Source organism: Arthrobacter sp. SAFR-044 (assembly GCF_059414985.1).
The window spans coordinates 65,864-78,822 of record NZ_JBPFDN010000008.1 but is presented as its reverse complement, the minus strand read 5'-3'; the positions used below and the strand labels follow the sequence as shown (position 1 = coordinate 78,822).

Genomic DNA, 12,959 nt, shown 5'->3' with positions numbered 1-12,959 from the left:
GCGTTTACATCAAAAAGTTATCAGAGGGGAACCAAATGCCGAATCCGTCCGTTCCCGCGCCGCGTCCAGCCTCCACTGCATGGTGGGCCGACGCTGTGGTCTACCAGATCTACCCCCGCTCCTTCGCGGATGGCAACGGTGATGGCATGGGCGATCTCAGCGGCGTCACCGGCAGGCTTCCCTACCTTGAAGCCCTGGGAGTGGATGCCATCTGGCTGTCACCGTTCTACAAGTCGCCGCAGGCCGACGGCGGTTACGACGTGGCGGACTACCGCCAGGTGGACACCCTCTTCGGCTCCCTGGCGGACTTCGACGCCATGTTGCAGGAAGCCCACGGCCGCGGACTGAAGGTCATCGTGGACCTGGTTCCGAACCATACCTCGGATGAACATGAATGGTTCCAGGAGGCACTGACGGCAGCTCCGGGGAGCTCCGCGCGGGACCGGTATATCTTCAGGGACGGAAAGGATGAGGTGCCGGGATCCGGGGACGGCGGCCGGGCCCCCAACAACTGGAAGTCCATTTTCGGCGGTCCGGCCTGGAGCCGCGTGAATGAAGCCGACGGGTCACCGGGCCAGTGGTACCTCCACCTCTTCGACACCCGGCAGCCGGACCTGAACTGGGATAACCCGGAAGTCCAGGAGGAGATGCGGTCAGTGCTGCGCTTCTGGCTGGACCGCGGCGCCGACGGCTTCCGGGTGGACGTGGCCCACGGCCTGGTGAAGGAGGCGGGGCTTCCGGACTGGGAGGGCGTTGCAGCCATGGTGGAGGGGACCTCTGTTCCCCGCCTGGAGAGCCACCTGCCCGGTGATGCGCCCCATGCCCATACCGATGCCGAGGAACCCCACAGGGCAGTGTCACCCATGTATCCGCCGTCACCGTTCTTTGACCAGGACGGGGTCCACGCCATCTACCGGGACTGGAACCGCGTCCTGGCCGAATACGGTGGGAACCGCATGATGGTGGCCGAGGCCTGGGTGGAACCGGCCGAGCGCCTGGCCCGCTATGTCCGGCCCGATGAAATGCAGCAGGCCTTCAACTTCGATTTCCTGCTGGCGGGGTGGAATGCCGAACGCATGGCCGACGCCATCGTCGCATCCCTGGCAGCGGCAGCATCTGTGGGGGCTCCGTGTACGTGGGTGCTCAGCAACCATGACACCGTGCGGCACGCCACCCGCTTCGGACTCAAGGATCCCACGACGTTCCCGAAAGGCATCGGCCCTGCCGACGAACAGCCCGACCCGGCCCTGGGCCTTGCGCGCGCCCGTGCCGCCACGCTGGTTGCGCTGGCGCTGCCTGGCTCCGCCTACCTCTACCAGGGCGAGGAACTGGGACTTCCCGAGCACACCACGCTTCCCGACTCCGCCAGGCAGGACCCCACCTTCTTCCGGACCCATGGTGGCGAAATTGGGCGCGACGGCTGCCGGGTCCCGCTGCCGTGGACGCAGGACCAGCCCGGATTCGGGTTCTCCGGAACGCTCGCCGGCAAGGCGTCCGGGCCATGGCTCCCCCAGCCGGAAAGCTTCGGCCCCCTGGCCGCAGACCAGCAGGACGGCGAGGAGGGCTCAACGCTTGAGCTTTACCGGGCCGCCCTGGCTTTCAGGTCAGCACAGCGGCTGGGCCGCGGCAGCGTGGAATGGACTGGCGAACACGCGCCGGACAGCGGACTGCTGGCGTTCCGGAACGGAGATGTGGTGGTCCTGTCCAACATGGGCTTCGCCTCCGCTCCCGTGCCCGAGGGCTATGCCGTAGTCCTGTCCAGCGGTCCCGAACCGGCCGACGAATGGGCCGGCATGCGGGAAGTTCCCGTGGACAGCACCGTGTACCTCATGAGCGGCCGGGAGCGGCAGGTGCCCTGATCTCCACAGCGCGAAGGCAATTCAGCGGACGCGCTCGGCCCGGCCGAAACGCGTCCGCGCGCCCGCTCCGATGTGGATGAGGACGGGAATCTCCTTGCCCACCACAGATTCCAGGGCGTTCATAAGTCCATGGACCTCGGCGGCGAGCAGGTGCGGGGCCACCCCCTGGCGCGGCAGGAGCCGGACCTTCAACGCCGGGGAACCTTTCACGTCATAAGTGGTGACGGTGGCGCCGGCAAGGTCCGGCCGTCCTTCAAGGGCCTGCCGGAGGGCCTGCTCTGCAACCCCGCCGCCGATCCGGACATCACCGGGAACCTCACCCGGATCATATTCGGCGGCCAGCAGATTGGACCGGCCCTTGCCCTGCTGGGCGATCCAGGCAACCATGAGCCCCATCAGCGCCAGCAGAGCCAGCGCCACCACGATCCACAGCCAGCTCTCCGGCCTGCCCGGGAACCGGGTGGAGTCGAACAGCCGGCTGATGCCGTTCCAGGCTCCGGCGGACCAGGAATGCCACCAGGAGCCCACCGGAGGAACGGTTGCCAGCAGCACCAGGAGGAACCCGGTGCCCAGCAGGATCAGGCCCAGCACGGTGAGCAGGATGCGGTTGAGCAGTGCCGGGGTGCTGTTCATGCCCCGATCACCCCCGACGGGGTCACATTGATTCGCGGAGCAGGTGCCGGCTCCAGCAGCATCTGGTCCAGCTCATCCTGGACGGCGTCAAGGACAGTGTCCGGATCCACGGGCACACCGGAGGTGGGGCGGACATTCACCAGCACCTGCCGCTGGGAGACGACCACCATGACCTGTTCGGGGGTGACGTTGGCGGCCAGCCGCGCGCGTCGTGCGAGCGAGGACGCGATGACCTCGTCGTCAACCACAACGGCCGGGAGCCCCTCACCCGGCGCGCCGGCCAGCAGATGGCGCGCACGCCTGCCCGGGAGGACCCCGTTGAGCAGGAAGATCAATCCCAGCATGGCCAGCACGGCGCCGATGGCCACCAGCAGCAGCGGAGGGATTCCGGCGGGGAGGTCAACGATGCGCTGGGCAGCCACCTGCGGCTCGATCAGCCACGCCGGCTGCCCCACGGCATGCACGCCGGATTCGAGGACGCCGTAACCGGCCAGTACCAGGACCAGGACGGCGGCCACGACCGACACCACGGCCCGGGAGGAATGGGTCTCGCGGTAAATCACCCTACGCATGTCCGGGCCGTTGCGTCCCCGGGATCCGCTGTTGGCCCGGCGGTTTTCCACGCTGCTGCTCACCGTACCCGCCCTCCTGTACTGATCCTTGCACCGCTGATGCGGATGTCCACCCGGCTCAACTGGGAGCCGCTCAGTTCCGAGACCCTTGCCAGGATGCTTTCCTTGGCCCGCACCGTCCGGTCCCAGATGGATCCACCGGTACCATCGACCCTGGCTGGATCCAGTACAACGGTCCGCAAAGGCGGGATGCTGATGGGGGCGACGAGGGACAAAGCCAGCAGGCCGTCGTCGTCCGCCCAGTCCGCCCGCACGTCCTGGGCATCGACCCCCAACGCCTCCGCCGCAGCTGCCTTGGCGAGGCTGGTCAAAGCCTGCGTGCTGATCCGGTTATGGCCGCTGAGCGCCTGCCCACGCACATCGGGCGCGGGCGAGCTCATGAGGAAGAGCGCCGGCCGGTGATGGCATCAAATACGCCCCGCAGGTCCAGCTTCCCTTCCGCGGCACGGCCCAGAAGCGCCCCGATCGCCATGAAAAGAAGGGAAACGAGGAAGCCCCAAAGGCCGAACTGGAGGGACATGAATGCCACGAACGCGCCCATGGCCGCGCCTGCCACTGTGAGGTTCACAGCAGCGCCTCCCGTTCGGGAGCACCAGGGGCTGTCGTCTTGACCGGCGGCGGGACGTAGACGTCCGTAATCTCGACGTTGACCTCAATCACCTGCAGCCCCACCAGTTCTTCAACGGCACGGTAAACGGCGGCACGGACGTCATTGGCCAGCGCATGCAGGGGCGTTCCGTAGCTTGCCACCAGGGTGATATCCACGGCTACCTGCGTTTCGCCCACTTCGGCGTGGACGCCGGCGGCGTGGTCTGAACTTCCGACGGCGTCGCGGATGGCGCCCAGGGCACGGGACGGGCCCGAACCCAGGGAGTAGACGCCGGGAACGGACCGCGCGGCGATTCCCGCCACTTTCGCCACGGCGGTCTCGGAAATGACGGTCCGGCCCGGACCGGGAGCCGGGCTGGCGGCAGGACGGCTTGGCACCACGGGTTGCGGGTTCTGGTATTCCATCAGGCACTCCCCCTTCTGTTGGTTCCACCCTATCCCCAGGCTGCGACACATGCGCCGGAAGACTGCGCGGGCCGGGCGCAAGGGAATTTCCGGGTGTAGCCAGGGAGCAGGAGCGTGGGGCGGGGACAACATGGCGCCGTCACAGCCGTTGACTCACGAGGGGTTAAACGAAGAAAAGCACCAGTTCCGAAGAACTGATGCTTCCCAGTGGTGGCTCCGACCGGCGTCGATCCGGTGACCTTTCGATTTTCAGTCGAACGTTAGTCGTCGTTATTCCCTATGAAACTCGCGGTGGCTTGTAAAAATACCGGAGCTTTACCAAGGGATCACTGGGATGCGTTAGCTGGCGATCAGTTTGTCTAGCCCAGCCGCAGCGCTATAGAAGTCGTCCTCGAACAGCTCGGCGTAGGTGTTGAGCGTTGTCGTAGCGTCTTTGTGCCCCGCAATCCGCTGAACGTGCTTGACGTTCTTGGTGACCGCTAAGTACAGACTCACAGCAGTATGCCTCAGGTCGTGGAAGACGGGGGGCCGGAAATCGGAGTCGCCCAGGACTAGGGAGATGCGAGCTGAATCCAGCATGGATTGCCTTCGTGAATCCGGTACACACTCTGCTAGGGCGAGCCACATGTCCTTCCCAACCATTGGCCTGATCTCTAGACCCGACGATTGCTGAAAGTCGAGAACCGCAGTCAGCATAGAGTCGCCGAACACCGCGAGGCCCCTCCTTGATTCGGATACTCCAAGCGCCGTCTGCACCCTCGCCACACACCCAGCTGCCAAGAGACGGGCCGGCTGGTAGTACCGTCTGGTGAAGTTCGAATTACGCATGGCATGTCCCTCCGCCGAGGGGAATAGCAACGCTCCAGGGCCCTTACCAACAACAAGGCGCGAAAGATCGGCAACCAAAGATGCCGGAAGAGGGACGTCGCGGCTCGCATGCCCTTTAGTACTTCCCAGAATCAGCTTGCCCTTCACCTCCGAGTACGCTTTGTTGACGGATACGTAGGGACGAGAACCCAAATCTAAATCTTCCACTGTTAGGGCCGTTACTTCACCCCACCGCAACCCTGTAAGCCCGGTAAACCGGATCATGAGTTCATGCGTGCCCGCGAAAGCGGCAAGACGTTCCAGCTGGGGACGGGTGAGGTAGACGGATTCCCGGTGATCCCCTGCGGAGGGCACATAGTCACGGCCACCAACAGAGTCTTTAGCTGGGTTGATACGCAGAACTTTTATTGCAACAGCATGGTCCAGCATCCTTGAGAACTGCTTTGTCGCTCTTGCTCGCGTATCCGCGCTAGCAACACCGCCGTTAACGCCGATCATCTTCCTCGTCCACTCGGCGACACCCTCATAGGTGACGTTACTTAGGGGATAATCCTCCCAATATGGCTTGATCATCCGTGTGTAGAGCCACTCGTACCCTTGCACCGTCTTGGGAGTAGCCGCACGCCTCCCAGAAGCACCCACGGACCTGACCCGCTCAATCCAGCTCTCAAATAAAGCACCCACTGACATTCCTGCTGCGTACTTGGGGTCTACATATGTCCCTGTTCTGACCGCGCGCAGTTGCCCGTTAAGAAACTCATTCGCTTCATCCTTGGTTGCAAACCGCTTTGTCTTCCATCGGCCCTGATGGTCTTGAAACCCAGCCTCCCAACGCCTAGGTTTTAGCTTCACGACAGAAGGGACGTCAAGACTCAACTCCATCGCACGAATCTCTTGCCTAGCCGCAAACTCTCTAGCTCGCGCCTCCGTGTCGTACTCGTTCCGAAGCCGCTTTCCGGAGGCGGACGTATAGGAAACCGCCCAGTCGAGCTTCTTTACAGCCACTCCTACCGCCCCTCGTCAACTGAGGCGATGAACTCATCGAACTCACCCAGGGGTAGGCCGCCGCCGTCCGGACGCTCCGCTTGCATCCCTGCCCACACCCAACGCTCATCTAGGCCGTACTTGTCCGCGATCTCGCCAATCCTCATACGGGACTTGAACAACTCACGCATCCCGGGAAATTCCGGATCAGTATAGAGCGCGCCAAGCGGTGTTAAGGACCCAGAGGCACGTCCCCGATCGCCGCTCGAAAGAAGCAAGCGACGTCGCGCCTCCTTGACGCGCTGGGCCATCACAGGTGCAGACACGCCGACCTGTTGAGCAAGAGTCGCTGTAGCCTTCGAGTTGCCAAGGCGAACTTGTTCCGCATACTTGGCTGCTAGGGCAGCATATTCAACATTGCCCTTGGGCATCGACTTATCCGCCCAAGTCTCGAAACGAGAGTCGACGAATTCTGAGTTTCGCAGTGCTCGTTCCCGGTTTTCAATCATCGCCGACCGCCTGATGCGGGCTCTGTCGACAGCCTTGTCGAGGTAGGAGCGCAGGTCAGGAGTATTAAGGTCAGGCAAACCCCGCGCAGTTTCGCCAGGCAAAGCCAATACCTCCGCCACGGACCAATCCTCATCAGAGAAGTCCAGCCGTATACCAATTGCCCACCCCGATTCAGCAAGGAAGCCTAGAAGAGCGTGCTCTTCGTAGAAGCGCTCCTGGGGACGAGCAGGAATAGTCGGCCACTCCCAGTCCCGCGCCTGTTCCGTTAGCTTCCTCAGCATTGGGCCAATGTCGGGCGTCTTCATAGTTTCACTGTAGTCGTTCATAGGGCCGTCCCTTCGTTCATAGTTGACAACTTTGAATCGGTCCCCCTAATCTTACTGACGTGAGATCAAAGTTTACAACTATGAACAAAACCGAAAAGCCTTGAAGGAGTCTGAACATGCCCGCCCAACTCTCCTACGACAAACAAGAAGCCGATCTGTGCAGCTCCATCTATCTGACTCGAAAGGAAGCAGGAAAGTACCTCAACGTTCCTGCACACTGGTTGGCAAATAATGCCAAGCTGGGTCCTCGCTACATCAAGATCGGGGGCCTCGTCCGATACTCCGTAGCGGCACTCGACTCATACATGGCTTCGCATGAGGGCAAACATCAATGAGCACCGCCCGCTCACCACAGTGCTGACGAGGATGCGAGTGTCCGTCGGCCCGGTCCGGCTAAACCAAAACGACTTGGTGACGTCACTCCCCCGGGTGAAGCCGGGGGTTGCGCCCCGGTCATTGAGGGGGGTGAACCTCCGGAGGAACAGCCGATGCAAAGCCGACCACGCTAAGACTGGCGAGCGGCCACAGGGGTCCTTTATGGAACGCATCGTCCTTCAGAATCAGGTTCACCCTGCGGCACGTCACGAGCCATCAAGCCCGGCGTGGTTTCTTCGCCGCCAGCAGGCTCGTCCGAGGTGCGAGGCTGGAGGTGAGGACGCTGCATTTTCCGCTGATACTTTCCACGAACACCTGGAAGCTTCAAAACTCAAAGGGAAGGTGCGGGCCACTCTGCTCGAGGTGCTGTATAGCTCTGACGAGTTGGGTAGAACTACCGTCAGCGGCAGGCGACTAGCACGAAGACTGGACATCCGGGAAGCGACCGTCAGCTCACATCTCGCGAAGGCACGTGAGGCAGGGTTCCTGCTTACAAAGTACCGCTTCAACAATTCGCCCGTGCAGCAGCTGGCCTGGCCTGGAAGCGGTATCCATCCCCCTCAGCCCGGGGTATCGCCTATGACCAGCCGGATCTGGAGCGACGGCGAGTTGGCTTGGTGGGACTCGTTGGACACCGAGTGCCCGCAATCCCCGCCATGGGGTCCATGGGAACCTCCGTTCTAAAACCGCAATCTATATAAGGCGAGCGAAGCGATGCCTAGGCGAAGAAGTTCTTAGGTTACGGACCAAGACCTCCGCCAAGGGGCTTCGGTTCCATGCTCAGCAGCAGGCCCAGCAGGGGCCTGCGATCGTTACCGCGGATCCCCCATGACGCCGCGTGATCATACGCGGCAACCACCCACGATGAGTTAAAGGCTCACCCATGAAAGAGAGAAAACAGATGGTAACTACAACAACGGCTACAACAACTGAGGAACTGCTTATGACCACAGATGACCCAATCGACACTTGGCTGAGCCCCGCCCTACAGAGATTCTTCCGCAAGACTCAAGGTGACTGGGAGACCGGCTGTTGGAACTGGATAGCAGCCAAGGATAAGGACAACTACGCACGTTTCTGGCGAAACAACGGGAACAGGAAGGCTCACAGGTGGATTTACGAGATGATGGTGGGACCGATTCCGGCAGGGCTTGAACTGGACCATGTATGTGTGAACGCAAGATGCGTTGCTCCGAATCATCTAGAACCAGTAACCAAGGCAGAAAACCAACGAAGGAAGCAGTTCCGTAAAGCTGAAGCCGCGGCAGGACGGCCTGTCCGTATGAAGACGGGGGCGACTACGGTTCAGGAGCTGACGCTGGCGATTGCCTTGGGCTTGCCCACCGGGGGCACCGTTGTCCTGCCTGCTCGTCAAGGGGCACGAGCAGTAAGGTCGACGAGTCCCGCAACGTTTGACACCTTAAGCATGTCCCGGATGCCACGAACTAGTTAATCGGGGTCAGGCCACGGCTAGAGTCAAAGCTCGAGCTCCTCGCAGAGAATTTGGCTTTGGTCGTGGCCGCACAGTCGTGGCCGTACAACGGGCGCAGCGGTGTTCACCGCGGAGCTGATTATCGAGCCTGGGGTGCCGTATTGGCTCACCTGAGGTTTGTACCCCATGGAGTGAGCTAGAAGAACGAAGCCATTCCACAATTCGCCTCTTTGTGTTGGTAAAGCAGGCACGGCGGAGCCTTATCGATAGCGCCCTCAGAATGCATCAGGCCCTGCAACAGCAACAGTCTCTTCCTGCCCCCCCCCGCTTGGAGGCAGAGGTCTGGAATGTGCTTGTTCCGTATACCCGACAAACCTTTCAAGCGTTCGTGTATGACAGGAGCGTCGGCAATGCCTTCACCTTTCCGTAGACCATACTGGCTATAACGGGGATGGTCAGCGCGGTCGTGACCCTTTGGGCGCAGCTTTGGATACCGCTGGATATTGAGCATTACCACGCTATCTCACGCATGCTTGTGGAACAGACAGCCGCTATTGATCGAGTGAAACATCGCTAATCTCCGGGAGGTTACGGACAACTTCAGCTACTCGCCGCAGTGTTCTGCTGTCCGAAGACACAGGAGTGCCGAGACTTCCCGCAATAGTCGCCCTGGTGTAAGTCGAAGCGACATCTATAGGAGCTTCTGCCGGATTGATAGCGCGCAGATCCTGAAGGGAAACTGCGTCTAGTTGGCGCTCTTGAGCTGTCCTCAATTCGAGCCTTCCCATTTCCAAGGCCAACTTAGCGGCTTCGAGATCGACTCGCTGCTTACTCAGAGCAACCTTCGCCGACTCAGCATTCGTTTGCTCAGCGCCCAGTTTCGCCTTGGCAATTTCCGTCTCGACACGCACCTTTTCAGTAGATGCATTGACTGCCACTATGTCAGCCTGAGTCTTTTTATACTTTTGCCATGTAGTAATCAACCAAGCGACTCCCGCAACCACAGCCGCAGCTGTGGGGCCAGCAATTTGGATTAGAAAGTCTAGGGGATTTCTATACGATAAGCTGACAAGATGCCATTCTGCATCTACAGTTTCGGCCAGCGTATCAAGAACGTCGGGTTCAGAATCCAACAATACGTTCGCCAAAGCACTGCGAATTGGCGCACTTCCGGCATACCCAACACCATTGACAGATGCCAATACCCTGTCAAGATCTACGTGTTCACCTAAATTGAACTGCTCAAGAATGGCAACGAGAGAGTCTCTGGTCAGGTGAAGCGGCGCCCCAGGGCTAGCTATGAGTTGACTTCCGAAGGAATCATCGAGAACTTGATCATGTAGCTGGTCAAGAACCGTGCGTAGAACACCCACGCCCATGAGTGTCCGCAGCAGTGTCGTAAGATTCTCCACATTGCGAACCACGAGGATAACTGGCAACCGGGGGCCGAGTTCCGCCGTCAGGTGGAGTTGCATGCCCTCGAGTCGGACCCGCTGATCAGTCTTGGCCTCCACAGTTCCTCCCCGGCGTGTGAGGGGGGAGCGACCCAAGCCCCGATTTTCGGTAGTGGATCCTCGAGAAAGAGGAATACGGGATCGCTCTTTGCCCTCTTCTTAAGTCGGGGTGCAACATGACCTATTCATACCACACCGGGTGGGCTAATCTGAGGACCACTCTGGGGGCAGAGGTCGGTTGATAGAACGGAAGAGGAAAATGCCTGGGCAACTTGCAATCTCCCCCGAAGTCATGGAGGCACTCGGACAAGCGCGTGCCGACGCCATACGCAAAGAAGGCGCCTCAGGGCTTTGTCCAATTTGCCGAGCTGAAGTTTCAACCCTTCAGGGAGACGATGCCTCGGTTTTGGTTGAAAGCTATCTGAATGAAGGCGTTATCGTATTCGCCCACGACACGTGTGCCGAATCCCAAATCATCTATATGGGACGCGCCAGTTCGGAGACGCCTTCCGACGACGTAAGTTCCATCTGCATTCTAGTTCCCGGTGCTCGTGAGAATCGAGCTTTGATATTTGTGGCCCCGGACTCTCCGGGAGTAACTTTTCTCGCCAGCGGAGAGAGACTATCCCCTTGGGTGGCTGGACTTATGGCGGCAGGCTGGGAGGTGATGACTGCAGTCGGTAAACCTGCTGTTTTTCTTGGTGATTGGTCAGCAAAAATCGATCCTGCCACTTACAGTATGGCTATTTTAGACAGCAACGGGAGCCCAATGCTGGAACAACAGATGCGTAATGATAACGAGTTGTGGTCTACCCTCGCCTTACATCAGGGCGAGATAACTGTAGTAAGCGGGGACGTAGATATAGACCGCATCATTCTGTCCGGAAACGCGTTGGTTGAGCTACAACGCCTCGCTAAACTCGGACACTTAATCGGAGTACGGATTCCTGCCAAGCAGTGGCAGGCACAGAGTGATCCTTTTACGACCGCTTCCCGTTCCGTCGCCGACATGTTGGGGGCAGCGATTCGTAAACGTGCGAGACCAGTGACGCCTGGAAAAACGAAGGCTTTCGGCGTCAAGCTACACACCATCCCGCGGATTTCTCCATTCGTGGTGAGGGATAGCGCACTGCTGGTAATAGATCTCGACGACTTTGACGCCGACCGAGGCAAGAGGACCATTGAGGCGTTGGTTGCCGCCGGATTCCCTTCTGGGGTTGCTGACAGTACCGACCATTTCTTACCCAATGCGTCACGGGGGTGGAGCTGTCTGGTCTGGAGGTCACAAATCCAAATTCTCGGACGAGGGACAGACGGAAAACCTGAAGAGCATCTTTTTGTTCCCTTCCCAGCCACCGGTGACAAGTGGCTACAAGCAGTGCGGGCTCACAAGGCCCTGGGCATCGTCTTCGGCAACTCGGTTGACGACGAAAAGCTCACAAATCTAGTCGATGAAATCCGCTCTGGCACGATGATAGGTGCTGCACTTCTAGCTCTCCCCGCAATCTAGATCTCGCGGCGTTCCGGACTTTTCGCTCTTCCTGTGAAGGATTAAGAAGACTTCGGCTTGGTGAACATGCGAGTCAACGGCCCCGCAATGCAGTGGTTACGGGAAACTTCTAAACCCGTACACAAAAAAAGGAGCTAACCACCACCGGGGAGCAATAAGGGCGCGCGGGGGTGGTACCCCCACCCCCTTGACTCCCTCGCGAACCTAGGGTCGCGCCAAGATTTCGCGGATTCCTTTTTGAATGTTGTCACCAAAAATCCAGGCCTGCGCAGAGTCAGGATAAGGCGTCGTGCAGTGGAAATCTCCGGTCTCCTGGTCGAAGGAGTAGTGGGCGTCCCACGTCTGTTTCCCGGAAGCAGAGCTAAACGTTGCTGTGACACCAAGCCCCTGCACTGAGACGTTTCTGAGGCGGGCCATGTTCCACGTCGCGGAATCCACTAGCGTCTTAAAATCCGACTCCGTCAATTTCCCCACCCTGACCTCTTCCATTCCTATGCAAGTGACCGTCCTTCCCGCGAGCCTAGCACCGCATGGCACCTCGGTTAGGGGTACCGGCAGGAGACCTGTACCTATAATCGCGCTGCCCATCATCGCTCGATCCACCAGTCTCTATTCGTTCGACGGAGCCGGCATACCGGCATACCGGCATACCGGCATTGAGAAGGTCTCATTAAAGGATCGGTTATAAGGACTTCGTCTGGCCCGTCTCGCTTCTAGGGAAAAGACCGAAAATATATAACAGCCGACGTCTCAATAATGGGTCTCATCATGCTATTCTCATAAACTTAAACAGAGAAGCATTTATGAGACGCACATAGGAGGCTCGTGGGAACCATTGGATACGCCAGAGTCAGCACAGCAGAGCAATCTGCAGAGCTCCAGACAAGGGCCCTTAAGGAGGCGGGATGCGAGCGAATCTTTACAGATCATGGCGTGAGCGGTTCGCGAGCCAGTCGACCTGAACTGGACAGGATGCTGGACCACTTGCGCAAAGGTGATGAGCTGGTCATTTGGAAGCTCGACCGATTAGGGCGCAACACGAAGAATCTGCTGGAGCTGGTTGAACAATTGGAAGGTAAAGGCGTGAGATTCCGTTCCCTGACAGAGGGCATTACCACCGCAGGCCCGATGGGAAAGGCAATGCTCACAGTGATGTCGGCATTCGCGCAACTGGAGCGCGACACACTGGCTGAACGGACCAGGGCTGGCATGGCGGTCGCTGCGAACAACGGGCGAAAAGCGGGGCGGCCAAGCGTGACAGTTGACCATGACAAAGTGGCTAAAGCGAAGGCCTACCATAGCAAGGGGAATAGTGTGGATGAGATCCAAAAGCTAATCGGTGCCTCACGTGCAACTGTTTACCGGTACCTTAAAATGACCGACGCTCGCGAGCAAAGCTAAG

General features: G+C 59.6%; 13 protein-coding genes. 5 read left to right on the top strand and 8 right to left on the bottom strand.

The window, feature by feature from the left end; all coding sequences use genetic code 11:
* Positions 1-35: 35 nt before the first annotated feature.
* A complete protein-coding gene (locus ACR65J_RS13570; protein WP_440169782.1) occupies positions 36-1,859 on the top strand; it encodes a glycoside hydrolase family 13 protein in 1,824 nt (607 codons plus the stop codon).
* Positions 1,860-1,880: 21 nt separating this feature from the next.
* Here the strand turns inward: ACR65J_RS13570 and ACR65J_RS13565 are convergent, their stop codons facing one another.
* The 7 genes from ACR65J_RS13565 to ACR65J_RS13535 all read right to left on the bottom strand — a co-directional run bounded on the left by ACR65J_RS13565 (position 1,881) and on the right by ACR65J_RS13535 (position 6,786).
* A complete protein-coding gene (locus ACR65J_RS13565; protein WP_440169780.1) occupies positions 1,881-2,492 on the bottom strand; it encodes a hypothetical protein in 612 nt (203 codons plus the stop codon).
* Positions 2,489-3,127, bottom strand: coding sequence for an Asp23/Gls24 family envelope stress response protein (locus tag ACR65J_RS13560; protein ID WP_440169777.1), 639 nt, complete (start codon positions 3,125-3,127; stop codon positions 2,489-2,491). The genes ACR65J_RS13565 and ACR65J_RS13560 overlap by 4 nt, the downstream gene beginning before the upstream one ends.
* On the bottom strand, positions 3,124-3,504 hold the full coding sequence (locus ACR65J_RS13555) for a hypothetical protein (protein WP_440169775.1): 381 nt from the start codon (positions 3,502-3,504) through the stop codon (positions 3,124-3,126). The genes ACR65J_RS13560 and ACR65J_RS13555 overlap by 4 nt, the downstream gene beginning before the upstream one ends.
* On the bottom strand, positions 3,501-3,692 hold the full coding sequence (locus tag ACR65J_RS13550; protein WP_440169772.1) for a hypothetical protein: 192 nt from the start codon (positions 3,690-3,692) through the stop codon (positions 3,501-3,503). The genes ACR65J_RS13555 and ACR65J_RS13550 overlap by 4 nt, the downstream gene beginning before the upstream one ends.
* Positions 3,689-4,138, bottom strand: a complete 450-nt coding sequence (locus tag ACR65J_RS13545) for an Asp23/Gls24 family envelope stress response protein (protein ID WP_440169769.1) — start codon at positions 4,136-4,138, stop codon at positions 3,689-3,691. Before ACR65J_RS13545 ends, ACR65J_RS13550 begins: the two co-directional genes overlap by 4 nt.
* 339 nt (positions 4,139-4,477) lie before the next feature.
* Positions 4,478-5,971, bottom strand: a complete 1,494-nt coding sequence (locus ACR65J_RS13540; protein ID WP_440169766.1) for a tyrosine-type recombinase/integrase — start codon at positions 5,969-5,971, stop codon at positions 4,478-4,480.
* Between the two features lie 2 nt (positions 5,972-5,973).
* Positions 5,974-6,786 (bottom strand): hypothetical protein, encoded by an 813-nt coding sequence (locus ACR65J_RS13535; protein WP_440169763.1) that lies wholly within the window; start codon positions 6,784-6,786, stop codon positions 5,974-5,976.
* A gap of 116 nt (positions 6,787-6,902) precedes the next feature.
* On the opposite strand from ACR65J_RS13535, the gene ACR65J_RS13530 reads away from it, so the two are divergent.
* Together ACR65J_RS13530 and ACR65J_RS13525 are read left to right on the top strand one after the other, a co-directional pair.
* Positions 6,903-7,121 (top strand): helix-turn-helix domain-containing protein, encoded by a 219-nt coding sequence (locus ACR65J_RS13530; protein WP_440169760.1) that lies wholly within the window; start codon positions 6,903-6,905, stop codon positions 7,119-7,121.
* A gap of 923 nt (positions 7,122-8,044) precedes the next feature.
* A complete protein-coding gene (locus ACR65J_RS13525) occupies positions 8,045-8,614 on the top strand; it encodes an HNH endonuclease signature motif containing protein (RefSeq protein WP_440169758.1) in 570 nt (189 codons plus the stop codon).
* Positions 8,615-9,144: 530 nt separating this feature from the next.
* On the opposite strand, the gene ACR65J_RS13520 is transcribed toward ACR65J_RS13525, so the two are convergent.
* The gene (locus tag ACR65J_RS13520) at positions 9,145-10,068 is read right to left on the bottom strand and encodes a hypothetical protein (RefSeq protein ID WP_440169756.1); all 924 of its coding nucleotides are present in this window, start codon (positions 10,066-10,068) and stop codon (positions 9,145-9,147) included.
* Positions 10,069-10,306: 238 nt separating this feature from the next.
* Between ACR65J_RS13520 and ACR65J_RS13515 the strand changes: the two genes are divergently transcribed.
* Positions 10,307-11,557 carry a hypothetical protein gene (locus ACR65J_RS13515; protein ID WP_440169754.1) on the top strand — a complete coding sequence of 417 codons (1,251 nt, stop codon included), beginning with the start codon at positions 10,307-10,309 and terminating at the stop codon, positions 11,555-11,557.
* Between the two features lie 825 nt (positions 11,558-12,382).
* A complete protein-coding gene (locus tag ACR65J_RS13510) occupies positions 12,383-12,958 on the top strand; it encodes a recombinase family protein (protein ID WP_440169751.1) in 576 nt (191 codons plus the stop codon).
* Position 12,959 lies beyond the last annotated feature (1 nt).

Coding starts and splice junctions, on each gene's coding strand:
- ACR65J_RS13570 (WP_440169782.1), top strand. CDS start 36: ATGCCGAATCCGTCCGTTCCCGCGCCGCGTCCAGCCTCCACTGCATGG.
- ACR65J_RS13565 (WP_440169780.1), bottom strand. CDS start 2,492: ATGAACAGCACCCCGGCACTGCTCAACCGCATCCTGCTCACCGTGCTG.
- ACR65J_RS13555 (WP_440169775.1), bottom strand. CDS start 3,504: ATGAGCTCGCCCGCGCCCGATGTGCGTGGGCAGGCGCTCAGCGGCCAT.
- ACR65J_RS13545 (WP_440169769.1), bottom strand. CDS start 4,138: ATGGAATACCAGAACCCGCAACCCGTGGTGCCAAGCCGTCCTGCCGCC.
- ACR65J_RS13535 (WP_440169763.1), bottom strand. CDS start 6,786: ATGAACGACTACAGTGAAACTATGAAGACGCCCGACATTGGCCCAATG.
- ACR65J_RS13530 (WP_440169760.1), top strand. CDS start 6,903: ATGCCCGCCCAACTCTCCTACGACAAACAAGAAGCCGATCTGTGCAGC.
- ACR65J_RS13525 (WP_440169758.1), top strand. CDS start 8,045: ATGAAAGAGAGAAAACAGATGGTAACTACAACAACGGCTACAACAACT.
- ACR65J_RS13520 (WP_440169756.1), bottom strand. CDS start 10,068: ATGCAACTCCACCTGACGGCGGAACTCGGCCCCCGGTTGCCAGTTATC.
- ACR65J_RS13515 (WP_440169754.1), top strand. CDS start 10,307: ATGCCTGGGCAACTTGCAATCTCCCCCGAAGTCATGGAGGCACTCGGA.